Origin of the sequence: Brachyspira murdochii DSM 12563 (assembly GCF_000092845.1) — a bacterium.
GTDB lineage: Bacteria > Spirochaetota > Brachyspiria > Brachyspirales > Brachyspiraceae > Brachyspira > Brachyspira murdochii.
The window spans coordinates 912,837-938,738 of sequence record NC_014150.1 but is presented as its reverse complement, the minus strand read 5'-3'; the positions used below and the strand labels follow the sequence as shown (position 1 = coordinate 938,738).

Sequence of the window (25,902 nt, the reverse complement as noted above, 5' to 3'; positions counted from 1 at the left end):
TCGTAAAAAAGGCTTCTGAAAATTATCAGAGGCCTTTTATTATCTAAAAAGTTATAAAAATATATAATAAGAAGTTACTTATTTTTTATTAGCGGATATCCCATTTTTTCTCTTGATTCTATATAAGCAGCAGAAACTTTTTTCATAAGCTCTCTTACTCTTGCAATGTAACCTGCACGTTCAGTAACACTTATAGCATTTCTGGCATCAAGCATATTAAATACATGCGAACTTTTCATAACCATATCATAAGCAGGAAGTACGCAGCCTTGAGATAAACATCTGCCGCATTCTTCTTCATATTCTTTAAAATGTCTGAAATACATATCTGTATCAGCTACTTCAAAATTATATTTAGAAAACTCTCTTTCACCCTGTAAATGTACATCGCCGTATTTTATTCCATGTCCCCATTCCAAATCATAAACATTATCAACGTTTTGAAGATACATACATATTCTTTCAAGTCCGTAAGTTATCTCTCCAGTTATAGGCTTTAAATTTATGCCTCCTACAGCTTGGAAATATGTAAACTGAGTAATTTCCATACCATCAAGCCAAACTTCCCAGCCAAGTCCCCAAGCTCCGAGTGTAGGTGATTCCCAGTCATCATGAACAAAACGTATATCATGATCTTTAAAACTTATACCTAATGCTTCCAAACTTTGTATATACAAATCCTGAATATTTTCAGGAGATGGTTTCATTATAACTTGATATTGATAATAATGCTGAAGTCGGTTTGGATTTTCACCATATCTTCCATCAGTTGGTCTTCTTGAAGGCTCTACATAAGCCACGCTGAAAGGCTCAGGTCCTAAAGCTCTTAATGCAGTTGCTGGATTAAAAGTACCTGCTCCTACTTCTAAATCATAGCCCTGCTGTATTATACATCCATTTTCACTCCAAAATTTGTTTAAAGTCATAATTAGATCTGTGAAAGTCATAATAAATCTCTCTCTATTTTTAATATAAAAAATAATATAGGAATGATTATATAATAGTATTAATTAAAATGCTATAACTTTATTAAAAATATTTTGTATATAGTTTATTTTGATAAAAGCTCTTTCATCTCATTATATAATCTTATAATATCATTTGCAGCACTTTCTTTTACTTTGAAATTTTTAAATCCGTCAGAAGTTTCTACGCGTATATCTGTAATTGTTTTCATATCTGTTATTTTATTTTCTGCCTGTATGCTGTAACTTCTATCTACATATGCCGTATCCATAAAATATATAGAAGTTCCGTATATCACTTCAGTATCTGTTTTAGGCATTAAAGATGTGTAGTATAGATCCAAAAATGTACTGTCAGAAAATTTTAACACTACTTTACTTTTTTCTGTAATATTAAAAGAGCCGTCTGTAATGTACTGTACTTCTAATATTATATTATCAGTACCGCTTATATTTCTTAATCTGAATTTAATAGTTGCTGACCAAAAAGTTATAGAGACATAATCTGTTTGATAGAATTTGCTTCCATAAAAAGAATCTTCTACTAAATGTACCTTAGCTGCACAAGATGATAATATTAAAATAAGTATAAAAAGCAGTATTATTTTTTTCAATATTTTCTCCAAAAGTATTTTCTCTATATTATATAAGCTATTTATTTTTTGTAAATAAAACATATAAATTATAACTACTGTCATTGACATTTAAGCATATTATGCTATAATTTTACAATTAAATATACATAATTAATAGGAGTGTAATATGGAGCTAAGAAAAGTTTTTGCATGCGGAGTTAGCTGGGGTGATGGTAAGCCTTCATATTTTGAAGAGTTTAAAAAGCATAATTCTGCTATATTAGGAAGCTACAGTAGAAGAATAGAATATTTTAGAGATTTACAAGTTGGTGATTTAATAGCAGCAAAAGAAGGTTTTAAAATAATAGCTATAGGAGAAGCGGCTTCAGTTTCAGAAGAGTACTGCACTTGGAAAGATTTAATAGATGAAGAAAAAGCTAATTATTACGGTGTTTCTTTAGAAGATGAAGTTGATATAATTGAAGTTAATAGATGGATAGAACTAGAAGAACCTATCATCTATGAAAATAGAGGTACAGGTTTAATAAAAAAAGATGAAGTACGTGAAAAATGTAATGAAGTTTTTGGTAGAAATTAATTTTATTATTAAATAAAGAGTAGTTAAATGCAATTAAGAAAAGTTTTTGCATGCGGAGTTAGCTGGGGTGATGGTAAGCCTTCATATTTTGAAGAGTTTAAAAAGCATAATTCTGCTATATTAGGAAGCTACAATAGAAGAATAGAATATTTTAGAGATTTACAAGTTGGTGATTTAATAGCAGCAAAAGAAGGTTTTAAAATAATAGCTATAGGAGAAGCGGCTTCAGTTTCAGAAGAGTACTGCACTTGGAAAGATTTAATAGATGAAGAAAAAGCTAATTATTACGGTGTTTCTTTAGAAGATGAAGTTGATATAATTGAAGTTAATAGATGGATAGAACTAGAAGAACCTATCATCTATGAAAATAGAGGTACAGGTTTAATAAAAAAAGATGAAGTACGTGAAAAAATGTAACAAAGCTTATTATGAGGAACTAAAAAAAATGGAAAAAGAAGAGATTATTAATATACTAAAACAAAAAAAGCAGATTATACTTCAAGGAGCACCTGGTACTGGAAAAACTTATTCTACTGCTGAAATTGCTGTTAATTTGATTGACGAAAAAATATCAAATGACAGAAAAGAAGTTATGAAAAGATATAAAGAGCTTATGGAAAAGAATCAGATATTCTTTACAACTTTTCATCAGTCTATGGATTATGAGGAGTTTGTTGAAGGATATAAACCTATTTCTAATGACGACAATATATCTTATGAAATCACAGACGGAATTTTCAAAGAGGCTTGCAGATATTCAATTACAGCAGGTAATGATAAAAATAATATAGAAGATGTATGGAATGAATTTCAAAATAAATTAATTGAAGAAAATATAAGATTTGATGAAAAAAATAATAATATTGGTAAAATTACTTTAAAAACAAAAACAGGACTTGATTTTTATTTAACTACTAATGATAAAGGGAAGGTATTATGTAAGCCTGCTTCCCAAGTAGGAGATAATTGGAGATATATAAGAGCTGCTTTATTTGGAATATATTATAAAAAATATAAATCTTATAGATCATATGTAGATCCTCTTATAGAATATTTAAAGGAAAATTATAACTTATCAGATCTTATTGAAAATAATAAAAATCCTGTTGTACTTATAATAGATGAAATTAACCGCGGTAATATAGCAAAAATATTCGGAGAGCTTATTACATTATTGGAAGCTGATAAAAGAAAAAATGCTGACAATGAAATAGAAGTTAAACTGCCTTATTCCAAAGAAATATTTTCTGTGCCTAGCAATTTATATATAATAGGTACTATGAATACAACTGACAGAAGCATAGGTTATATTGATTATGCTTTAAGAAGAAGATTTGCATTTATAACTATTAAAGCAGATAAAGAAAAAATTGAAAATTATTATAATGATAATGAAGAATTAAAATCAAAAGCTTCTACACTATTTAATAATATAGAAAACATTATTAAAGAAAAATTAAATGAAGAATTCGAGATTGATGATATTATGATAGGGCATAGCTATTTTATGGCTAAAGATGAAGAAGAGCTAAAAAGAAAATTAGATTATGAAATAAAGCCTTTATTATTAGAGTATTATAAAGACGGTATATTAAAAAGTGATGACAATATAAAAAAATCTATTAAAGATTTGGCAATATAATTCTTATGGATAATTTAAATAATCAATGCGAATGCGAATTTTGTAAAAATAATTCTGCTTCATTTAATGAGCATAATGAGATAAATTGTGATTCACTTATTGAACATATAAATAATTCAAAATACAGAGAATACATATTTGGGAAAAATTCATTTGGAAAAACTCTTTCCTATTATATAGGTGCTTTCTGGCTTGATAATGAATATACAAAAAATATTATAATTAATCCTAAAATAGATAATATTGATTTTATGAAAATGTTTTCAAAATGCTTGTCTTATTCAAGTATGATAAAAGACTTTGATAAAATATACAGCATTAATTTTGAAGAGCCTGCTATAGATTATAAAGGAAGCATATTAATAAAAGGACTTGATGCTTTAACAAGTATACATTTTTTGAGAATGCTTGAATTAGAGCTTCATAACGGACTTAAAAGAAATTTTATAAGAAAAGAAGAAAATCTTAATTCAAAAATAAAAGGTAAAATAGATTTTTCAAATCATATAAAGAAAAATATTATGACTGCTAGAAATGACAGAGTATACTGTTCTTATTTTGATTATGATATAAACTGCTTGGAAAATAGAATACTAAAAAAGGCATTAAAAATATGCTACTCCAATATAGGAAGTATTTATAATTCTTTTTCTTGTATGACCTTTTTTTCTGAAGTATCTGATGAACTTCATTTTTATGAACTTCATAATATAAAATTAAATCCGCTATACAAAAAATATAAGCTGCTTATAAAATTAGCTATTAATATAATCAAATTAAAAAGGTATAAAGATTCAAATAAAGAAAATTATGCTCCTCCTTTCTATATTGATATGTCATTATTATTTGAGAAATATGTTTATGCTTTACTTGATGATTCACTAAAAAATAAAAATGCAAAAATATTATATCAAGAAGTATATAGCCGTCATAAATTAAAACCTGATTTTATTATTAAGTGCAATGGATATGATTATATAGCAGATACTAAATATAAAAGCAGCTGTAATAATGGTATAAACATAGAAGATATTAGGCAGCTTTCAGGATATGGAAGAGTTGAAAGTATAGTAAAAGAGTTTACAAATGATATTGAAAATTATATTCCAAATTGTATTATAATATATCCTTCAGATGATTCAAACAATAAAATCATAGATTTTGAAAAAAAAGAACAAATTAGCGATTTAGTGAAGTTTTATAAACTCGGTGTTAGCCTTCCAGTATTAGATTAATAATTTTATATTTTCTAGTAAATTCTTTTTATACAATTGCTATTTTAACAGTTTTATTATATACTTTTACATCAATATTTATTATTGCAAGGGGTTAAGTTAATGGAGAATCCTATAAAAAATATTACAGAAACAATAATAGGCGAATGCCGTAATTTTAAACATACATTAAAAGAAATATTATATGCAATAGTTATTGTGCTTCTTATAAATACATTTTTAATACAGAATTATCAAATACCAACAGGCTCTATGATACCTATTATAATGCCCGGAGACAGACTCTTTGCAAATAGATTTGTTTATGGGGTTAAATTGCCTTTTACAGATGGGCTTTTAGGATACAGACTTCCTAAAATAAAATCTCCTCAAAGGGGGGATTTGGTGGTATTCAGAGCTCCTCCTTCTGCTTCTTTCGGATGCGAGTCTGCTATGCCTTATTATGAGCCTTCTCCATTGGTTCAATTTTTAAAACTTCCAGTTATGGTGTTTGCTCTTACTCCTTTTACTTGGGACCCTAGATTTTTACTTGCAGACTATATAGGAGAAAAACTTACTGGAGGCACTCATTTAGCACCTGCTAATTTATTTTTGGGACTTAAAACTGTAGATTTGGATCCTAGAAAAGAATTTGTTAAGCGTGTTATAGCTACTGCTGGAGAAACAGTTGAAATTAGAAATAAAAAAATAATTATAAATGGAAATGAAATAGAAGATAAATGGGGTTATTTCTTTTATGGAAATGATAGAGAGTTTGTTCCTCGTATAGATATATATGGACCTATTTATGTTCCTAAAAAAGGTGATGTTATGATATTTAAAAAGATAGTTGATAAAACAGATTATTATAATGATTACAGCTCTTTTGAAGTTTATATAAATGATGAGATAGTAAGCGATGATATAAAATTATGGTATTGGATGAATATATATGTTCCTAATGCCAAAGACAGACCTGATGAATATATATATAATGTTCCAGAGGATTATTTCTTTGTAATGGGAGATAATAGAGATCAAAGCTGCGACAGCAGAATGTGGGGACTTGTTCCGTACAGACATATAAAAGGTCAGCCTATGATTGCTTGGATACAGTCTAAAAGACCTGATGATGTAGAGCAAGGATTTTTTAAATACTTTATAATTAAATAAGAATAGCAATATGTATGATCAAATTTCTCAAGATAGTTTAAAAGAATTATACAAAATTTGGAAAGTAAAAAATACAGATGATTTAGAAACAAAATCTTCTAATGTTTTTATTGTTTCTTTTAAATTTTATACTTTATCTAAAGAAGCTAAAAACATTGTGCTTTATGTTTTAAAAAATGAAAGCAAAGAGTTAAACTCTATAGATATAGCATATTCTCTTAAATATACTCAAAAACAAATACCTGCTTTCTTTAATTATATAGATGAAATAAAAAAATCCGGACTTTTATATTTAAAAATAAAAAGAAGAAGATTAAACTCTCATGATGATACCTTATACTTTCTTCCTAATGTTAAACCTATTATAGAAAGTATTATACTAAAAGAAAGTATTAAAATTACTAATTATATAGATTGTACATACACTGCTAATATATATAAAAAATATCTTCAGAAAATAATTAATATATATGAAAATGGAAATATTATCGATTATAATAAATCAAAAATGAATGATGATGAATTATTTGCTTTGTGCAAAGCGAATATTGTATCGGTTTATTTTTTTGGTGATGAGCTTCAAACTTATATAGGTATAAATAATAATAATGTTTTGTCCAATTTGGAAAAGAGCCTTAAAGATAATATTGATAGTTCTATATTTATATATAATCATTTTAATATATTAAATGATATTGATACATTTATATATGAATGCGATGTTCAGAAATTATGTATAGATGATATCAATATTAATTTTCTTACCAACAATATAGAGCCTGCTGTCATAATAAACATATGTTCAAAATTAGATTTGATAAAACTTGATAATAAAGGTTTTATATCATTGGAATATGATAATATAAAAAATTATTTGTCAAATTCTATAGATGATAGAAAAGAACTTATATTAAAAACTATTTATAAAAATTATCATGATTATTATAAAAAAATATTAGATATATTGGAAGAAGGAAGTATTTCAAAATCTACACTGTACGTTAAATTAAAAGAACATAATATTTCGCTTTCTATGGAAATGTATAACAATATAATTTATTCTATGTTTGTATTAGGTATTACTGAGGTTTCTTTTTATGAGAATGCTATTTTGGCTATTAGAAAACCTGTAATTGATGATAATAATAAAAAATGCTTTATAAATGGTAATTTTGAACTTACTTTAATTAATCATTATTTATTTTCTAACAACTTTATATATATGTGCAATTTATATTTTGAACTCGATAAGCAGGAGACTGTTTATACATACACAATGACAGAAGAAAGTGTTTTAAAAGGGAAAACTATAATCAGTGATGAAGTATCAGAATATTCTTTTGATAAGTTTTTAGCCGTATTAAAAAATATACTCATTGATAGTAATGTAGAGATGCCTAAACATGTAGAAACAAGCATAAAAAGATGGTATGACAGAGGAATAATCTCTTATGTGTATGATAATGTTACGCTTGTGATAATTAAAGATGCTAATAAACTTGAAGAGATTATCCATGAGGCAAAAAGAAAAGGTATTATTATAAAAAAAATAAGTGATGAATATGCTATTGTGAAATCATCTTCTACTACTAAAAAAAATCTTACCAAGTTTTTAAGACAGAGAAAGATAATAGTAACATTCTAAATAAAAAATAAGTGATTAAAAATTATGACAGACTATTTAAATAAAGAGACTTACAATTTTTATTTACCTGAAAATTTAATAGCAACAGAGCCTAATTATGAAAGGGATCATTGCAGGTTAATGACTTTAAATAAAAATACAGGAGAATTAGAACATAAAATATTTGCAGATATTATTAATTATTTAAATAAAGATGATGTATTAGTTTTAAATGACAGCAAAGTAATACCAGCAAGAATATACGCAAAAAAATCTACTGGAGGAAATGCTGAAATACTTCTCCTTAATAAAGTTAACAATGATGAAAGCACTTGGGAATGTTTGATAAAGGGTAAAAATATTAAAGAGGCTGATACACTATATTTAGATTATGCTCATTTAGATAATGTAGGAAATATTGAGGCATTGATAGAAAAAGATAATATATCTACTAAATTAATAAAGTTTTCAAAACCATTAACAAATGATATTTTAGATACTATAGGAAAAATTCCGCTTCCTCCGTATATAATTCAAAGCAGGAAAAGAAAAGGTGAAGAAGAATACAACAGCAATGATAAAGAGTTTTATCAAAATGTATATGCTAAAAATGAGGGAAGTATTGCTTCTCCTACTTCTGGTCTTCATTTTACTAATGAGCTTTTAGACAAAATAAAGTCTATTGGTGTTACAGTATGCTATGTTACTTTGCATGTAGGTTTTTCTACTTTTAATCCTCTAAAAGAAGATGATTTACGTAATCATATTATGCATGAAGAGAAGTTTATAATACCAAAAGATAGCTATGATATTATAATCAATGCTAAAAAAGAGGGTAGAAGAATAGTATCATGCGGAACTACAGTTGCAAGAGTTTTGGAAAGTGAATATGATAATTATGATTTCAAAAGACTTGAAGGCTCTACAAATATATTTATTTATCCTCCTTATAAGTTTAAATGTGTTGACGCTCTTATAACTAATTTTCACACACCGCATTCTACTTTGCTTGCTATGGTTAGTGCCTTTGCTGGTTATGATAATATAATGAATGCTTACAAAACAGCTGTAGATAATAATTATAGATTTTTTTCATACGGCGATGCTATGTTTATATACTGAAAATTTTTAAGTTACCGCATGGTATTGTTTATTCAGTGCGACCGAACGAAGTAAGAAGCGGCTGATTACCTATTGTTATACCAAATAAGTAATTTACTATACAGCTAATTTTATTGATTGATAAAAAGATATTATTTTATAAATAATTATAATTGCATTCATAAATAACTAAATTTATCAACTATATTTGTTTAGTTATATACCAGATAAGATTTAATATTTTTATTTTACAATCTCTTTTATTACTCTATGGAAATTTTTATACTCTATTTTTTCTATCTCTTCGTTATTAAATCCAGCTTCTTTTAGTTTTATTATAATATCATATGATTTAGAAGCATTTTCTAATCCTTTTACAGAAGGCGGTATAATTTCATCTTCAAAATATTCATTATAATCAAAACCAAGCCCTATATGCTCTATTCCTATTTTATCAGCTATGTATTTTATATGATCTGCAGCTCTTTCAATAGTTTGTTTATCCTTATTTTCATCGATAAAATCCTTGTAAGAATTAAGCCCTACAACGCCTTTAGTATCTCTTATAGCTTTTAATTGTTCATCTGTAAGATTTCTTAAGCTGCCGCATAAAACCCTTGAATTTGAATGAGACGCTATAATCGGAGCTGAAGTTATGTTGATTACATCAAAAAAAGACTTATCATTAAGATGCGATACATCAACTATCATTCCTTTATCCTGCATCTTTTTTACAGCCTTTTTACCCAAATCAGTTAGTCCTTTATTAGAATCTCCTCTTACTCCTGAAGCAAGTTTATTTTCTTCATTCCAAGTAAGAGAGGCATGTCTTGCTCCATATTCATAATATTTATCTATTAAATCAATATTATCATCTATAGATATAAGTCCTTCAAATCCTATAAGTATATATAATTTATTTTCTTTTTGTGCTTTTATAATATCATCATAGCTTTTTGCTATAAGTATAATATCTTTAATATATTCTAATTCTTTTTTTATGCATTCCTGTATTTCTATCACTCTTTCTAAAGCTCTATGATAGTTTTTAGGTTCTGTCCATATAACAAATATAGAGCCTCCTATTTTTCCTTTTACTAGATTATTATAATGGTATTTTTTTATTATATTATTTTCGCCTTTGAGAGTTTTTACAGCAACATCAGTCCATATATCGGAATGAGCATCAAATATCATATTTATTTTCCTATTTTATTATTATTTGAATTAATATTATTTAATTTTCTCTATTTATGAAAGAATATTATTGATTATTATACATAATAATACTTTATCAAATATATTGCAATAATTCTTTATAATATAATAAAGAAAATTATTTTTATTAATTTTCTTTATTAATTCTAAAAAAATAAACCTTTTTTACAGCTATCGTAACTAATAAACATGATACTATTTTATCTATTATAGCAGCTGATAATGTCCCTATAGTTGTTGATATTACAAGGCTTTTTCCGCTATTAATCAATGCCTTAATATAAGTATCTACTGTACCAGTACTTATTCCATTAGCAAGCACTATAGAAATAGGTGCAGATATTACTCCTGAAACTATTGCTATAATAATACCGCTTATAAGAGATACCGATATTTTTGTAAAATCATATTTTCTTGCTATTAATCCAGCCATTAATCCTATTATAACATTTACAATGGCAAAATGCAGATTTATATAATCTATAGTTATAGATGTCATTATATTTGTTATTATACCTACAACAGCCCCGTATATAGGACCAAGTATTACAGCGGTTAATATTGTACCTATAGAATCCATAAAAAGAAAAGGAATTTTAAATAATAATACTAAAAATGTAAAAACAAAATTTGCTGTTATTCCAATGAATATTATTAATATATTGTATTTTAATCTGCTTATCATCTTGTTCAAAAACCCGCTATAAAATTATAATTTTCTGATTATTCTAAAATACTATATAAGATATTGTTTATTATAATAACCTGAAATAAATTTATTTTCAATAAAAAAATTACTTTATATTAAATGGTATTATTTTATGATATTTTTATTCATAAAAAACCCTAGTAAATTTTTAACTTACTAGGGCTATATTATTATAAAAAATATTGTTTTTTTAATTATTTAGCAGTATAAGCAACCATAGTCATCCAAGATAATGGTTTGTTATAGTGAGGCAAGAAGAAGAAATCAGATAATGCGAACTGATCTACTGTCATACCATTTTGTATAGCAAGTGAGAATGCGTGAATAGCTTCGGCATGATTATGTTTAGAAGCAATTTGAGCACCTACCATACGTCTAGTGTCTTCTTCATATATTATTTTTACTAATACATCTTCATAAGAAGGCATAAATTCAGGTCTTTCAGCATCTTTGAAGAAGTTAGATTTAACTTTTAATCCTTTTTTCTTAGCAGTTTCTTCAGACCAGCCAGTAGAAGCCATATTATATCCAAATACGCATATAGCATTAGATCCTTGAGTACCGCAGTATTCAACATGTTTTCCTAAAGCATTGTTAGCCGCAACAATACCCATTCTTACAGCATTAGTAGCTAAAGCGATGTATTCTTCTTTTCCAGAAGCTCTTGAATATACAGTAGCACAGTCTCCTATAGCAAATACATTAGGATCTTTTGTAGTTTTCATAGTAGTATCTACTTTTATAGCACCATTAGGCAAAGTTTCTAAATAATCTTTGTAAAGTTCGCTATTAGGTCTGAAACCAACAGACATAACTACCATATCTACATCATAAGAACCTTTGTCAGTAACAACTCTTTTAACTCTGTCATCACCTTCAAATTTTTTAACAGTTTCGCCTAAATGCATTTCTATACCAGCTTCTTTGATTCTTTTTTCAGCTTCATCAGTTATTTCTTTATCAAAGTAGTTAGCCATAACTCTAGGCATAGCTTCCATTAAGATAACTTCTTTGCCATGATTTTTGAATGCTTCTATAAGTTCAACACCTATGTAACCAGCACCAACTACCATAACTTTTTTTACTTCTGGTTTAGCTATTTCATCAATAATTTCCTGACCTTGCTGGAATAGTTTAGAGAAGAATATACCTTTTTTAAGTCCGTATTCAGTACCTTCCTGCATTAAACCTTCTATAGGAGGAGTTACAGGCCAAGAACCTGTAGCAAGAATAAGTTTATCATAATTATCATCAAACTCTTTACCTGTTTTTAATTCTTTAACATGTAATTTTTTATTAGCCCAGTCTATTTTTGTTACATCATGTCCCATATAAACATCAATGCCTTCAGCTTTTAAACTTTCAGGGCTGGCATAGAATAAACCTTTAGGATCTTTTACTACACCGCCAACCCAAAGTGCGATACCGCAAGCTAAAAAAGATATATTATCATTTCTGTCATAAGTTACAACTTGACAATTAGGATCTGTAGCTTTTAATGTTTTTGCTGCCCATGTACCTGCATGGTTGCAGCCAATTACTATAACTTTCATAATAATTTAACCCCTTATATAAAAATAATTTAATTATAAATTTAGGCATTATTATAGTACAAAATAGGTACTTAGTCAAGGATATTATGTTTATAATGAAGTTTTTTTAATATTTTTGATACTAATTTTATATAATAATTTCACTAATTGCAGTATTTTTTATCAAAATTCTATATAAAGTAACACTAAATAGTATTGTATAATTATTTAATTTCTATTTTTTTATATTATAACACTTTATATAAATATATTTTATAAAGTATTTTGGCTATTTTGTAATAAGATTAATTGTTTTTGTTACATTATATGACTAATATTTTGAGTTTTTTTAATTATAAAAATTATAATCTATATAATATATTTGTATGATATGATTATTGATATTTATACTTTTTATGCTATATTTTTAACTATAGATTTTAATTATGGATTTTATTTATGGTTAGATTTAACGAATATTTTCTTATGGAAGAAAAAGATGTATTATTTTATGTAAAAAATAAATTAAAGTATTTCAAGCAAGATGATAATATAACTTGTAAGGAAATAGGTGACGGAAATATCAATTATGTTTATAGAATAAGTAATGGCAAGGATTCTATAATATTAAAACAAGCGGGAGTTCATACTAGAAGCAATTCTTCTGGAAGAATACTTGATATGAATAGAAATGCCAGAGAGGCTAGAGTTTTATCATATTATGGAGATATACTTCCGGATTTGGCACCTAAGATAATATGCATAGATAAAGTAATGAATTTGTTTGTTATGGAAGATTTGAAGAATTATACAGTTCTTAGAGATGCTCTGATTAAAGGGCAGATATATCATCATTTGCAGGAGCAGATAACCGATTTTATTGTTGAAAGTACTTTGTCTACTGCTGATTTTTTTGCCAATTCATTTTCAAAGAAAGATAATGTAGCTAAATATATAAATAAAGAACTTTGTCAAATAAGTGAAGAGCTTGTTTTTAGAGAGCCTTTTTTTAATTTACTTAATGAAAATTCTTTTTCACAATCACTAAGTAAATTTGTTGAAGAGAAGTTATATAAGAATAAAACTTTACAGCTTGAGGCTGCTAAATTAAAATATGAGTTTATGAATAATGCTCAGGCTTTGATACATGGAGATTTGCATACAGGTTCTATATTTGTTAATGATGATTATATAAAGGTTATGGACTGCGAATTTGCTTTTTACGGACCTATAGGATATGATTTGGGTACAATAATAGCTAATTTTATATTTGCTTATGTTTATCATTTTAATGTTACTAATGATAAGAATTATACTTCATTTCTTTTTGTTGTTATAGATGATATTATAAGACTTTTCAAAAACAAATTTATTACCAAATTTATACATGATACTAGTGATATTTCTGTAAAAAATAATGAGGATTTTATAGAGTTTTATTTGCTTGAAGTATTAAAAACTGCTTTTGGTATATGCGGTCTTGAAATATTAAGAAGAACTACAGGTTGTGCTAAGGTAAAAGAAATAGAATCTGTAAATGATAAAGAAACTAGAAGGAATATAGAATATGTACTTCTTAATATAGGTATTGAATGTATTATGTATAGAGATAAATTAGCTGAAGAAGAGAAATTTATGAAATTTATAGATAATATAATTCAAAAAATTGATTTTGATAATATTTAAAAAATTTAAATAAATTATTTTGGAGAACATTTATGTCTGATGAACTTAATAAACCTAGTAGAATAGATAAAGAGCTTGCTTTTATGCTTCAGTTTGAAAATATTGCTTGGTATGATGACGGATGCGTAAGGATATTAGACAGAAGAGTGTATCCAAATAAAGTACATTTTGTTGAATGTAAAACTCATAAAGAAGTATCAAAAGCTATAGCCGATATGGTAACTCAGAGTGCAGGTCCCTACCTTGCTGTGGCTATGGGTATGGCATTAGCCGGATATGAGTCAAAACATTTACAAGGTAATGATAGAATAGATTTTTTAACTCATGCCTGTAGTACTTTGGCCAATTCTAGACCTACAACAAGTGCCAGAATGATGTCTATAACAAAATCATGTTTAGAAGCTGGTACTGAGGCTATAAAATCAGGCAAAGATCCGATAGAGGCTATGTTTAATAGGGGAATAGAGCTTTCTACAAAAAGATATTCCAAAATAAAAAAAATAGCAGAAAATCTTGTATCAATGTTTCCAGATAAAGGTACTATACTTACTCAATGCTTTGGAGAATCAGTTGTAGGATTTATGATACAGGAGTTTCAGAAAAAGAATAAGGATATAAAGGTTGTATGTGCTGAGACAAGACCATATTTTCAGGGTGCTAGACTTACAGCAACAGTTGCCTATGATCAGGGTGCTGATGTAACCGTTATAACTGATAATATGGTTGCATACACTATGCAGGAGAAAAAAATTGATGTATTTACTTCGGCTGCTGACTTAATATGTTTAAATGGTGCTGTAGTAAATAAAATAGGAACTTTTCAAATAGCAATAGTGGCTAAATATTTGGGTATTCCTTATTTTGTAACAGGAGCTCCTGATAAAGGTTATCATGGATTTGATGACATACATTTTGAGTTTAGAGACGAAAAACTTGTAACTGAAGCTATGGGGGTAAAAACTTCTAAAGAGGGTGTTAAAGGATTTTATCCTGCTTTTGACTATACTCCTCCTCATTTGGTAAGTGCTGTTGTAACAGATTTGGGTATTTACAGTCCTTATGATGTGTTTAAATATTATATAGGTAATGATGAAGGTGAGTATTAACTTTTAGTTTTTTATAGTTTCTGCTTTAACATTCAAATATATAAATTATACAAATTCATTTTGATAAAATACAATTATTTAACTATATAATAATTAATTATATGAGATTACAACGTGGATATCACCTAAAATATATTTAGCATCTATAAAGCTAGGTATATGCATATTAATTATAAAATCATATTATCAATAGTTATTAAAATAGTTTAAAAACAAGTAATATGAGTTTATATATTAATCAAACGGATTTGAAACATCTTCTTTCATTATATCGGATAAGAAATTGATAAATAATTCAAATATAATTGGGTCTATTTGAGTTTCATCTTTTATATAGTTATTAAATATAAGTTTTACAGCTTCTTCAGATGTTATTCCTTTTCTTTCATAATTTTTCTGAGGAGTTACTATTGTGTCATATAAATCTATTATTTCTAAAACTTTAGCAGGGAAAAATGCTAGAGCGTCAAGAGCTTCTATATCAGACGAGTTATTTGATATCAGCCATAAAGGTTTTATAGTTTTATTTTCTTTTCTATTTTTTTGTATCAATCCTTTTAGAATACTATGACCATAACCATAATATTCATGGTGTGTTCCGACAATTAATGCTATATCATCATTATAATTTCTGAAAAATTTTAAGAATTGAAAACCTTTAATAGCATGAGATGTAGACTGCAAGGTATATTCTTTTGATTTATTTACATTAAGGTAGTCTAATTGTTTAATTTTTACAACATCATGCCAGAATGCTCCGGCTGCGAATGTTGCTATGTTTTGAATAGATATTTTTTTTAGTCCGTTTTTAAATATATCCCCGAATTTTATATCATCTTTTTCTATTTTGTAATGTTTAAAGACATTTTCATAATATTTTTTAAATTTCTTATTGAAATTTGTTATAGTTTTTAATGAGAATTTATTTTTTACTTGCTTATTATAGTATAATAAAAACTCTATAAATATTATAAATATTCTGTTTCCATGTCCTATAATATTTCTGCAGTTAAATGCGTCGCATTCATAAAATATTTTAATATTTGGGTATATTTTGTCTATTAATTTTACCGCAGATAATATTATGCTGTTTGCTATAAATTGTGTATCATATGATTCAACATTATCGAAATATATTTGATTTATGCTATCTTTTGCCGCGTTTACTAAATGTATTAAATTTACTCTTTCTATAAATGCAAGCTCTGTCATAATATCTAATATATATTCAGCAGATTCTTTATATAATTTTTCATTATAGTATTGATTTAATATATCTAAATAATTTTTTAATGAAATAATTCTCTCTTTAGGTGTTTTTTTAAGTATTATCTCTAATATATCATATTCCATTCTTTTAGTTTTTTCATTATCTGGAAGACAGTCTTTATAAACTTTTAGGAATTGATCTATATTTTTAATTTGCTTATAATTTTTAGTATTTTTTGGTTCAGCTACTAAATCCAGTATATATTTAGATGATTTTGTGATATAGAATTTATTAAAAACATCGATATTGATATAATTTTTATTAAATAATAAATCTATTTTATAATTAGGCAAAGAGAAGTATATATTATCTTCATTTGTGCATATTATTTCTGTAGCATGAAATTTTATAATATCCTTATTATCTTTTATAAAGTCTAAATCTACTAAAATATATTTATCTAAGTTAATATTCATAAAAATTATAACTCTTGTCAATATTATGATAACTATCATAAACTATTTCATTTTTTTTATCAACTTTTTTGTATATGATTTTCTATTTTATTTTAGAAATTTTAATTATAAAAAAATTCAAATATTGTTAAAAAAGGTATTGACAAATTTTTGTAATATAGTAGAATGATGACACTTGTAGATTTAATATATTAAATTTATTTGATACTGGGGTGTCGTCAAGCGGTAAGACAATTGGTTTTGGTCCAATTATTCGAGGGTTCGAATCCTTCCACCCCAACTTTTCTACTTATAATGGTATTTATATGGGTATAGAAGACGAAATATTAATATTAAGCGGTACAGCAAATCCTCAATTGTCGGAAGATGTTGTTAAAAATCTCGGTCTCAAGCTAGGTAATATGGAAATACGTAAATTTGCTGATGGTGAGACTTTTGTACAAATAGAGGAAACAGTAAGGAATAAAGATACATATATAATACAGCCTACAGGTCGTCCTTCAAGCAGTGAGAACTGGATGGAGCTTTATTGTATTATAGATGCCTTAAAAAGAGCTAGTGCTAAACGTATTACGGCTGTTATACCTTATTACGGTTATTCTAGACAGGATAGAAAGAATGAGCCTAGAGTACCTATAACTGCTAAATTGGTTGCTAATTTGCTATCGGAGGCTGGAGCTCATAGGGTTTTAGCTCTTGATTTGCATGCGGCGCAAATACAGGGTTTTTTTGATATACCAGTTGATCATATGCTTTCAAAAAATGTGTTTTTGGAAAAAATAAGAAAAGACCTTGATATGTCTAATTCTATTATAGTATCTCCGGATATAGGCGGTGTTGGCAGGGCTAGAGCTATAGCTAAACAGCTTAACCTTGATATTGCCATAATAGATAAAAGAAGAGACAGAGCTAATGAATGCGAAGTTATGAATATTATAGGTGATGTTAATGGTAAAGATGCCATTATTATAGATGATATAATAGATACAGGCGGTACTCTCATAAAAAGTATGCAGGCTCTTAAAAAAGCAGGCATGAGAAAAATATATGTGTTTATAACTCATGCAGTATGTTCTGGAGATGTTTATGAGAGAATTAATGCAAGTGATATAGAAAAACTCTATATTACAGATAGTTTGAAAGTTATGAAAGATAGATTAGGAAGCAAAATAGAAGTTCTTTCTGTAGCCCCTGTAATTGCTGATGCTATTAGACATATACATATGGAACTTTCTATAAGTGTTCTATTTGATAAGTAAAATATAATAAGGAAAGAAACATGAGTGAGAATTATACTATTAAAGCTTTACAAAGAGATACAAAATTTAAAAGTGTCGGCCGTAAATTAAGAAATGAAGGCTATGCATTAGCTACTCTTTATGGAAGAGAAAATCAGTACTCTATAGCTGTAGAATTAAAAGAATTTGTTAAAGTTTTCTCTTTGGCAGGTCAGCATGATATAATTACTTTAGATATAGAAAATGATAAGGCTAGAGAAGTATTAGTAAAAGATTATCAAATAGATGGTATAAAAAGAAGTATCAGACATATAGACTTCTATGAAATAGATAGAAATAAAAAAATCAAAACTTATGTTCCTATACATATAGAAGGCATACCAGAAGGCGTACGTTTGGGAGGCGGTACTCTTGAGCAGGTTGAATATGGTTTGCCTATCAAGGCTTTCCCGGGATCTATACCTAGAGAATTAATTGTTGATGTAAGTGAATTAAAAGTAGGAGATAGTTTGCACATTAGTGATATCAAATTCCCAGAAGGTGTTGACCCTGTTGGCGATGGTTCTAAAGCCGTTGTTACAGTTGTTACTACTCAAGATGAAGAAGCTGCTAATAAAGGTGCTGAGGCATAATTATAGTCTAGGATTGCTATTTAATGATGAAATTAGTAATGGGACTTGGCAACCCGGGCGAACAATATAAAAATCATAGACATAATGTAGGTTATATGATTTTAGATAGAGTTGCTAAGAAACTTAATGTTGAATTAGATATCAAAAAGAAAAAAACAGTTTTCGGCAGAGGCAAACATGGTAAAATGGAGTATTTACTTCTAAAGCCTCTTACTTTTATGAACCTTTCCGGAGAAGCAGCTCTTTATATGGCTAGCTTTATGAAAATTACTGTTGAAAATATTATCGTAATTTATGATGATACTAGCGTGCCAATAGGCGAATTTAGAGTTATACCTTCAAAAACTGATGATTCAGAAGAAGATACTGAAGAATACACTATAGATCATAATGGTATAAAAAGTATAAGAGAATCTTTAAAAAGCTATAATTTTACTAAAATTGGAGTTGGAATAGGTGCCTGCCCGGAAAATGAGGAAAAAGCCGATTTTCTTTTAGCACCTTTTTCAAAAGATGAAAGAAAAAAAATTAAAGATATATCTGATAGTGTTGTAGATGCTGCTTGTATAGCTTTATTTGATTCTCCTCAGGCGGCAAAAAAGAAATATTCATGATTACTAAATTAATTATAGGACTTGGAAATCCCGGTGATGAATATAAGAATAACAGACATAATGTTGGTTTTATTCTTATTGATAAAATAGCAGAAAATTTATCTCTTAATTTTGATACTAATAAAAAGAAGTCTTTATATACAAGAGGAAAATCTAAAGATATAGAATATATACTGCTTAAGCCTCAGACTTTTATGAATCTTTCCGGAGAATCTGCCATTTATATATCCAAATTTTTTAATGTAAAAACTGATGATATAATAGTAATATACGATGATATGGATATACCTTTCGGAACTTTTAAGATAAAAAAAGGGGGAAGTTCAGGAGGGCATAATGGAATAAAGAGTTTAATTGCCCAGCTTCATAGTGATGATTTTACTAGAATTAGAATAGGTATAGGAAGACCTAATGCTGGTAAAAAAGTTAATGATTATGTACTTTCAAATTTTAGTAAAAAAGAAATGGAAGAATTAAATACTGTTATTGCTGATAATGTTATAGAGGCAGTAAAAACGGCATTATTTGAATCTCCTATAATAGCTCAAAATAAATATAATAAAAAAATCAATAATAAAGATAATTCTAATAAATCTAGGTTAATAAAAACATGATAAAAATAGTATCTAAAAATCCTGTTAAAGAAGAAAATAAAAAAAAATTTATTGAAACTGCTAAAGAGCTTATAGAAAAAAGCAGAAAAGAAGACGGGTGCATATCATATAGTTTATATGAAAGTATAGATGGCAAATACTTATCTTTTATAGAAGAATGGAAAGATGAGAAAGCTATAGAAAATCATAATAATACCGAACATTTCAAGTCAATAGTACCTAAACTAGCTGAACTTACAGAAAATGGTAAAGAAACTGTTTTATATAAGGAAATAAAAAATTTTTAATTTGTTAAAAAATTAAAAGTTATCATAAATAAAAAAGCATTGTCTATATATTTATTTTATACAGACAATGTTTTTTAATATATTAGTTATTTTGCTGCTTAGATGCCTCTTCTTTTTCTAACTCTTTTATATACATATTTAAAAAAGGCTTGTAAATAAAATAATCCAATACAATTAATGCTATTATCAATGCTGGTGCTAAAAAGTTTAAATTAGTAGATATAAAAGAACCTAATACAGAAGGTGTAGTCCAAGGCACCAATCCTACTATTCTGCTTATTATATTAAATTTCAAAAATGAATAAGATATAACAGCATTTATAATAGGAGTAATAATGAATGGTATAACAAAAATAGGATTCATAACAATAGGAGCACCAAACATAATAGGTTCATTGATATTAAAAAATCCGGGTACTATAGAAAGTTTTCCTACATATTTTAGGTGTTCGCTTTTACTCATAATCATAGCTATACATAATCCCAAAGTAGCACCAGAGCCGCCTATATATACAAAACTATTTAAAAACTCTCCTGCAAATACTTTTGGTATTTGTTCGCCTGCGGCAAGTGCTGTTTGGTTTAATGCTAAATTAGTTAAAACTATAGGATTAATAATAGCTTGAACAACATTTGCCCCATGTATACCGCAGAACCATAATATATGTACTAATAATAATATAATAATAATAGATACCAAACCGTCAGACATACTTAATAATGGCTGTAATACTTTCATTATTAAATCCGGCACCATAATCTGCATGCTGTTTTGTATTATCCAGTTTATAGTTTGGAATAAGAAAGATATGACTGCAACTGGAATTAAAATTTCAAAGGATTTTGATATTGCAGGAGGAACAGAATCTGGAAGTTTAATCATAATTTTTTTGTTTAGTAAAAATCTTGATATTTCTACTGCTGATATAGAAGCAATAATAGCTACAAAAAGACCTTTAGCATCCATATATCTGGCATCCAATACAGCTACATTAGTTTCTTCTGCAACATACAATAATTGAGAAGCCGCCCCTATTACAGTTACAGCTAATGATTTTGCTGATAATAGCAAAAAAGAATACATAGATAAAAATCCGTTTGTAAGTTTATCTATATTATAATATCCGGCTAATGAATATCCTATTCCAAATGATATAAATAAAGACATTACTCCCATACTTACATTAAATATTTGTATATAATGTTTAGAAAATGCGTTTACAAAGTTTTCATAAGGTTTGAAATACATAAAATTTGTAGGATCATTTAGAGGCAAATTAAAAAGTAATAAAACAAATGAACCTATTATAATGAAAGGCGTTGCAAATACAAAACCATCTTTAATACAGTTAAGATATCTATTTCCTGCCACTTTGGACATAATAGGGAGAAATTTACTTTCCATAAAAGCATTAAATTTTTCTTTCATTTTAGAGTCTCCTTAATTTTTTATCTATCTATTTATACTATTTATAATCTATATTATTGTTATTTTAGTTATATATTGATGATAATATCATAATGCAGTATAAAACTCCAATTAAATAATTTCCGTATTAATGTACTAATTTTATTGTTTGAGTTTATAGTTATTTATATTATTATTTTATTATCTATATTACTGTTATTATAAAATTTATTTTTAATAGGAGTTTATTTATGGCTTTTAGAAAAGGTTTTTTATGGGGCGGTGCTACAGCTGCTAATCAATGTGAAGGCGGATTTGATAAAGGCGGAAGGGGACTTGCAAATGTTGATGTTGCTCCTCATGGCAGAGATAGAGCCGCTGTTATTACTGGTAAAATGAAAATGTTTGATTTTGATAAGGAGCATTATTATCCTTCAAAAGATGCTATTGATATGTATTCTCATTATAAAGAGGATATAAAGTTATTTGCGGAAATGGGTTTTAGTGTTTATCGTATGTCTATTGCTTGGAGCAGAATATTTCCTAAAGGTGATGAAGATAAACCTAATGAAGAAGGATTAAAATTTTATGAAGATGTTTTTAAAGAATGTTTAAAATACAATATAAAACCATTAGTAACAATAACACATTTTGACTGCCCTATGCATCTAATAAAAGAATACGGCGGCTGGAGAAACAGAAAGCTCATAAAGTTTTATGAAAATCTCTGCAATGCTATATTTAACAGATATAAAGGATTGGTTGAATATTGGCTTACATTCAATGAAATTAATATGATACTTCATGCCCCTTTTATGGGAGCAGGACTTTGTTTTGAAGAGGGTGAAAATGAAGAAGAGGTTAAGTATCAGGCGAGTCATCATGAATTGGTTGCAAGTGCTTTAGCTACTAAAATAGCACATGAGGTTGATCCTAATAATAAAGTAGGATGTATGCTTGCTGCTGGAACTTATTATCCTTATTCTTCAAAACCTGAAGATGTACTAGCTGCTCAGCAAAAAAATGATGAGATGTATTTCTTTGTTGATGTTCAGTCAAGAGGAAAATATCCTTCTTATGCTTTGAAAAAATTTGAGAGAGAAAATTTAAATATAAAAATGGAAAAAGAAGATTTAGAAATTTTAGAAAAATATACTGTTGATTTTATCTCTTTCTCTTATTATACTACAAGATGTGCAAGTGCTGATAAAACTAAATATATTATGCCCAAAGATAATATAGCAGCTGATATAAAAAATCCGGAATTAAAACAAACTGATTGGGGCTGGACTGTTGACCCATTAGGTATAAGAGTTACTTTAAATGATATTTATGACAGATATCAAAAACCTATGTTTATAGTTGAAAACGGACTCGGTGCTTATGATAAAGTTGATGAGAACGGATATGTTGAAGATGATTATAGAATAGATTATTTAAGAGAGCATATAAAAAATATGAAAGACGCTGTTGAGATTGACGGAGTAGATTTGATAGGCTATACAACTTGGGGACCTATAGATTTAGTTTCTGCTGGTACTGGTGAAATGTCTAAAAGATACGGATTTATATATGTTGACAGAGATGATTTTGGCAACGGCACTTTAAAAAGAAGCAGAAAAAAATCTTTCTTCTGGTATAAAAAAGTTATTGAAAGTAATGGTGAAGATTTAGAATAAATTAGTTAAACTTAAAAATTAAAAAAGCAAGATTCTATTTATATAGTTTCTTGCTTTTTATTTTTTAATAATTTATTATTTTTTATTTGTATTTACTTCTGGTATTTCATTATTTTTTAATTTTTCTATAAAACTTCTCAAATCATTTTTATTTGTTTTTGAACTGTTATTAACTTTTCCTCTTTCTATTATTCTCTTAGTACCTAAACTTACCATAGTTTGAATATCCAAAATAAAACTTACCGTACCGTCACCCAATACAGTAGCACCAGCCAAACCTTCACTTTTTGTTATATTATCTTTAAGCGTTTTTATAACTATATCCTGTTCGCCTATAAGGTTGTTAACAAGAAGTGCTACCTTTTTGCCTTCTGAGGAAAGTATAACAGCATAGTATGATTTTATATTATTATATCTCGAAGGAAGTCTGAATAATTCCTTAACGCTTAATACATTTATTACATCGTCTCTTACTTTAATAACCTCTATACCCTCAAGCTCTTGAATATCCTGCACGTCAATTTTTATAGTTTCTAATATACTGTTGATAGGAACGGCATAATATTCTTTTTCTGCATCAACAATAAGAGCCTGAATAATAGCAACAGTAAGAGGAATTCTTAAAAAGAAAGTAGAACCTTTTCCCCATTCTGTTTCTATACCAATAGTACCATTAATTTTTTCAAGACTTTTTTTAACAACGTCCATACCAACACCGCGTCCTGATACATTTGTAATTTTAGCGGCAGTAGAAAAACCAGGTGCAAATATATATTCAAGCATCTGTCTTTCTGAAAGTTTAGCATCAGCTGAAACCAAACCTTTTTTTACAGCACTTTCAAATATCTTCTGCGGTATCATTCCCTTTCCGTCATCAGATATTTTTATGATGATTAAGTTGCCTTCATGTGAAGCTCCCAAAACAACAGTTCCAGTTCTAGGCTTTCCAGCTTTTTCTCTGTCCTCAGGAGATTCTATACCATGGTCCATAGCATTTCTTACAAGGTGTACTAATGGGTCTACTAATACCTCAATAACAGATTTATCTAATTCTGTTTCTTCTCCGTACATTTCTAATTTTACTTCTTTACCTAAATCTCTTGACAAATCTCTTATAAGACGAGGAAATCTATTGAATGTTTGAGCTATAGGAAGCATTCTTATTTTCATTACTGTTTCCTGAAGCTCATTAGTTACCCTAGTAAGAAGCTGATAAGAGTTTCTAAATCTGTCTAATGTATTTTTAAACTCTTCTTCCATTTTTACGAGTTCGCTTAATTTATTGTTAAATCCGTCAATGTATGTATTTCTGATTTCTTTAGCTTCTTTTTTCTGCATATGTTCTTCAAATTTTCTAAGTACCTGAACAATGCTGTCTCTGTAGTATCTTTTTACTTCATTAATGCCGTTTCCTATGATTTTCTGATATGAAGTAAGATCATCATCATACTGAACATATGAACTTTTATTTGTTACAAGCTCTCCAACCTGATTCATCATAGCATCTATTCTGTCGCTTTCAACCCTTAAAAAAGAGCTTTGTCTATCAACTTTATGATCTTTTCCGCCTTTAGCAGCATCAGGTTTTTTTGCAGTATTTGCAGAAGGGGCAGCAGCCTCTTTAGCTTTTTGTGCTGCTTCTTTTTGATTTTTCTCCTGAAGAAATTTCTCATATTCTTCTAATATAATATCTTCAATAGATATTTCTTTAGTAACATCAGGCAATGTAATAGCATCTATTATTGTTTTATCTTCATTAATAGTGGCAAGTATATATGTAACATGTTCATAAAACTCATCGCCTTCCAAAGATTCAAGCGGAGGAATACTTCCCATTATTTCGCCTAGATCCTTAAGAGCAACAAATACCTGAACACCTCCAACAGTTCTCATAGGGCTTTCAGGGTCAAAACTTACATGTACTAACTTTGTCTTTACGCCCTCTTCAACATTATCTCTTATTATACCAAGCAAGTCGCTGTCATTAGGTAAAAGCTCATATTTATTAACTTTTTTTTCTGATTCTGGAGCAGCAGCCTCTTTACTTTCAGAAGTATTAGATGATGGTGTTTCAGGGGCAGAGGACTGACCGCCTAATTTTGCATTTTTAAAATCTTCCAGCTTTTTTATCTCTGCTTCTATATCGCCTGAATATTCGCCCTCTTCACTTGCAGTATTGATAAGGTCTTTTAATATATCTATACCTTTTAAAAGAACATCTATCGTAGCATCATCTACTTCTATTTTATTATTTCTTATCAAATCTAGTAAGTCTTCAAATCTGTGGGCGTATTTTTGTGTTTCAACAAGTTCTACTGCACCAGCACTTCCTTTTAAAGTATGTACTGCTCTAAATATTTCCTGTATGGCATCAACATTGTGTCTTTCATTATCTAAAATAAGAATATTTTGTTCTAGTCTGTCAAGCATTTCAAATGCTTCTTCAAAGAAATCTTTAAGCAGACTTTTTATATAATCATCCATTTACACGCCCCGTAAAAATTGAAAATCTTACTATATATTATCGGAAAAACATAAAAATGTCTATAGTAAATAATATTTTGCTTGAAAATATAATAATTTATTATATGATAAAAACTA

General features: G+C 27.8%; 23 protein-coding genes and 1 tRNA gene. 16 read left to right on the top strand and 8 right to left on the bottom strand.

All coding sequences use genetic code 11. The features are described from left to right. Positions 1-74 precede the first annotated feature (74 nt). Positions 75-947, bottom strand: a complete 873-nt coding sequence (locus tag BMUR_RS03980) for a glycine--tRNA ligase subunit alpha (RefSeq protein WP_013113313.1) — start codon at positions 945-947, stop codon at positions 75-77. A gap of 104 nt (positions 948-1,051) precedes the next feature. Continuing rightward, complete coding sequence (locus BMUR_RS03975) at positions 1,052-1,579, bottom strand: hypothetical protein (RefSeq protein ID WP_244833500.1); 528 nt, start codon at positions 1,577-1,579, stop codon at positions 1,052-1,054. Between the two features lie 148 nt (positions 1,580-1,727). Between BMUR_RS03975 and BMUR_RS03970 the strand changes: the two genes are divergently transcribed. The 7 genes from BMUR_RS03970 to queA all read left to right on the top strand — a co-directional run bounded on the left by BMUR_RS03970 (position 1,728) and on the right by queA (position 8,913). Next, positions 1,728-2,138 (top strand): hypothetical protein, encoded by a 411-nt coding sequence (locus BMUR_RS03970; RefSeq protein ID WP_013113311.1) that lies wholly within the window; start codon positions 1,728-1,730, stop codon positions 2,136-2,138. A 27-nt stretch (positions 2,139-2,165) separates the two neighbouring features. After that, positions 2,166-2,555 (top strand): hypothetical protein, encoded by a 390-nt coding sequence (locus BMUR_RS14900; protein ID WP_013113310.1) that lies wholly within the window; start codon positions 2,166-2,168, stop codon positions 2,553-2,555. 28 nt (positions 2,556-2,583) lie between these two features. Beyond that, positions 2,584-3,780 carry an McrB family protein gene (locus BMUR_RS03960; RefSeq protein WP_013113309.1) on the top strand — a complete coding sequence of 399 codons (1,197 nt, stop codon included), beginning with the start codon at positions 2,584-2,586 and terminating at the stop codon, positions 3,778-3,780. Positions 3,781-3,785: 5 nt separating this feature from the next. Then, a complete protein-coding gene (locus BMUR_RS03955) occupies positions 3,786-5,015 on the top strand; it encodes a 5-methylcytosine restriction system specificity protein McrC (RefSeq protein ID WP_013113308.1) in 1,230 nt (409 codons plus the stop codon). Between the two features lie 102 nt (positions 5,016-5,117). Continuing rightward, on the top strand, positions 5,118-6,167 hold the full coding sequence (gene lepB / locus BMUR_RS03950; RefSeq protein ID WP_013113307.1) for a signal peptidase I: 1,050 nt from the start codon (positions 5,118-5,120) through the stop codon (positions 6,165-6,167). A 10-nt stretch (positions 6,168-6,177) separates the two neighbouring features. Beyond that, positions 6,178-7,812, top strand: a complete 1,635-nt coding sequence (locus tag BMUR_RS03945) for a hypothetical protein (protein WP_013113306.1) — start codon at positions 6,178-6,180, stop codon at positions 7,810-7,812. A 24-nt stretch (positions 7,813-7,836) separates the two neighbouring features. After that, positions 7,837-8,913: a tRNA preQ1(34) S-adenosylmethionine ribosyltransferase-isomerase QueA gene (gene queA, locus BMUR_RS03940; RefSeq protein WP_013113305.1), complete on the top strand. Its 1,077-nt coding sequence runs from the start codon at positions 7,837-7,839 to the stop codon at positions 8,911-8,913. 222 nt (positions 8,914-9,135) lie between these two features. On the opposite strand, the gene BMUR_RS03935 is transcribed toward queA, so the two are convergent. The 3 genes from BMUR_RS03935 to BMUR_RS03925 all read right to left on the bottom strand — a co-directional run bounded on the left by BMUR_RS03935 (position 9,136) and on the right by BMUR_RS03925 (position 12,372). Then, on the bottom strand, positions 9,136-10,089 hold the full coding sequence (locus BMUR_RS03935; RefSeq protein ID WP_013113304.1) for a dipeptidase: 954 nt from the start codon (positions 10,087-10,089) through the stop codon (positions 9,136-9,138). A gap of 148 nt (positions 10,090-10,237) precedes the next feature. Next, complete coding sequence (locus tag BMUR_RS03930) at positions 10,238-10,795, bottom strand: hypothetical protein (protein WP_013113303.1); 558 nt, start codon at positions 10,793-10,795, stop codon at positions 10,238-10,240. Between the two features lie 218 nt (positions 10,796-11,013). Continuing rightward, on the bottom strand, positions 11,014-12,372 hold the full coding sequence (locus BMUR_RS03925) for an FAD-dependent oxidoreductase (protein ID WP_013113302.1): 1,359 nt from the start codon (positions 12,370-12,372) through the stop codon (positions 11,014-11,016). A gap of 438 nt (positions 12,373-12,810) precedes the next feature. Between BMUR_RS03925 and mtnK the strand changes: the two genes are divergently transcribed. Then, positions 12,811-14,037, top strand: a complete 1,227-nt coding sequence (gene mtnK, locus BMUR_RS03920) for an S-methyl-5-thioribose kinase (RefSeq protein ID WP_013113301.1) — start codon at positions 12,811-12,813, stop codon at positions 14,035-14,037. 32 nt (positions 14,038-14,069) lie between these two features. Then, positions 14,070-15,143, top strand: coding sequence for an S-methyl-5-thioribose-1-phosphate isomerase (locus BMUR_RS03915; RefSeq protein WP_013113300.1), 1,074 nt, complete (start codon positions 14,070-14,072; stop codon positions 15,141-15,143). Between the two features lie 234 nt (positions 15,144-15,377). On the opposite strand, the gene BMUR_RS03910 is transcribed toward BMUR_RS03915, so the two are convergent. Beyond that, a complete protein-coding gene (locus tag BMUR_RS03910; protein ID WP_013113299.1) occupies positions 15,378-16,829 on the bottom strand; it encodes an HD-GYP domain-containing protein in 1,452 nt (483 codons plus the stop codon). A 208-nt stretch (positions 16,830-17,037) separates the two neighbouring features. Between BMUR_RS03910 and BMUR_RS03905 the strand changes: the two genes are divergently transcribed. The 6 genes from BMUR_RS03905 to BMUR_RS03880 all read left to right on the top strand — a co-directional run bounded on the left by BMUR_RS03905 (position 17,038) and on the right by BMUR_RS03880 (position 20,214). After that, positions 17,038-17,109 (top strand) — tRNA-Gln (locus BMUR_RS03905). 25 nt (positions 17,110-17,134) lie between these two features. After that, complete coding sequence (locus BMUR_RS03900) at positions 17,135-18,088, top strand: ribose-phosphate diphosphokinase (protein ID WP_013113298.1); 954 nt, start codon at positions 17,135-17,137, stop codon at positions 18,086-18,088. Between the two features lie 20 nt (positions 18,089-18,108). After that, positions 18,109-18,699 (top strand): 50S ribosomal protein L25, encoded by a 591-nt coding sequence (locus tag BMUR_RS03895; RefSeq protein ID WP_013113297.1) that lies wholly within the window; start codon positions 18,109-18,111, stop codon positions 18,697-18,699. 23 nt (positions 18,700-18,722) lie between these two features. After that, the gene (pth, locus tag BMUR_RS03890; RefSeq protein ID WP_013113296.1) at positions 18,723-19,313 is read left to right on the top strand and encodes an aminoacyl-tRNA hydrolase; all 591 of its coding nucleotides are present in this window, start codon (positions 18,723-18,725) and stop codon (positions 19,311-19,313) included. After that, positions 19,310-19,927 carry an aminoacyl-tRNA hydrolase gene (pth, locus tag BMUR_RS03885; RefSeq protein WP_013113295.1) on the top strand — a complete coding sequence of 206 codons (618 nt, stop codon included), beginning with the start codon at positions 19,310-19,312 and terminating at the stop codon, positions 19,925-19,927. Before pth (BMUR_RS03890) ends, pth (BMUR_RS03885) begins: the two co-directional genes overlap by 4 nt. Next, positions 19,924-20,214 carry a putative quinol monooxygenase gene (locus BMUR_RS03880; protein ID WP_013113294.1) on the top strand — a complete coding sequence of 97 codons (291 nt, stop codon included), beginning with the start codon at positions 19,924-19,926 and terminating at the stop codon, positions 20,212-20,214. The genes pth (BMUR_RS03885) and BMUR_RS03880 overlap by 4 nt, the downstream gene beginning before the upstream one ends. 82 nt (positions 20,215-20,296) lie before the next feature. Here the strand turns inward: BMUR_RS03880 and celB are convergent, their stop codons facing one another. Beyond that, complete coding sequence (gene celB / locus BMUR_RS03875) at positions 20,297-21,643, bottom strand: PTS cellobiose transporter subunit IIC (protein ID WP_013113293.1); 1,347 nt, start codon at positions 21,641-21,643, stop codon at positions 20,297-20,299. A 230-nt stretch (positions 21,644-21,873) separates the two neighbouring features. Here celB and BMUR_RS03870 point away from each other — a divergent pair, with 230 nt between their 5' ends. Further along, entirely contained in the window at positions 21,874-23,301 is a 1,428-nt protein-coding gene (locus BMUR_RS03870; protein WP_013113292.1) for a 6-phospho-beta-glucosidase, read from the top strand. A gap of 75 nt (positions 23,302-23,376) precedes the next feature. Here the strand turns inward: BMUR_RS03870 and BMUR_RS03865 are convergent, their stop codons facing one another. Continuing rightward, entirely contained in the window at positions 23,377-25,785 is a 2,409-nt protein-coding gene (locus BMUR_RS03865) for a chemotaxis protein CheA (protein ID WP_013113291.1), read from the bottom strand. Between the last annotated feature and the right edge of the window lie 117 nt (positions 25,786-25,902).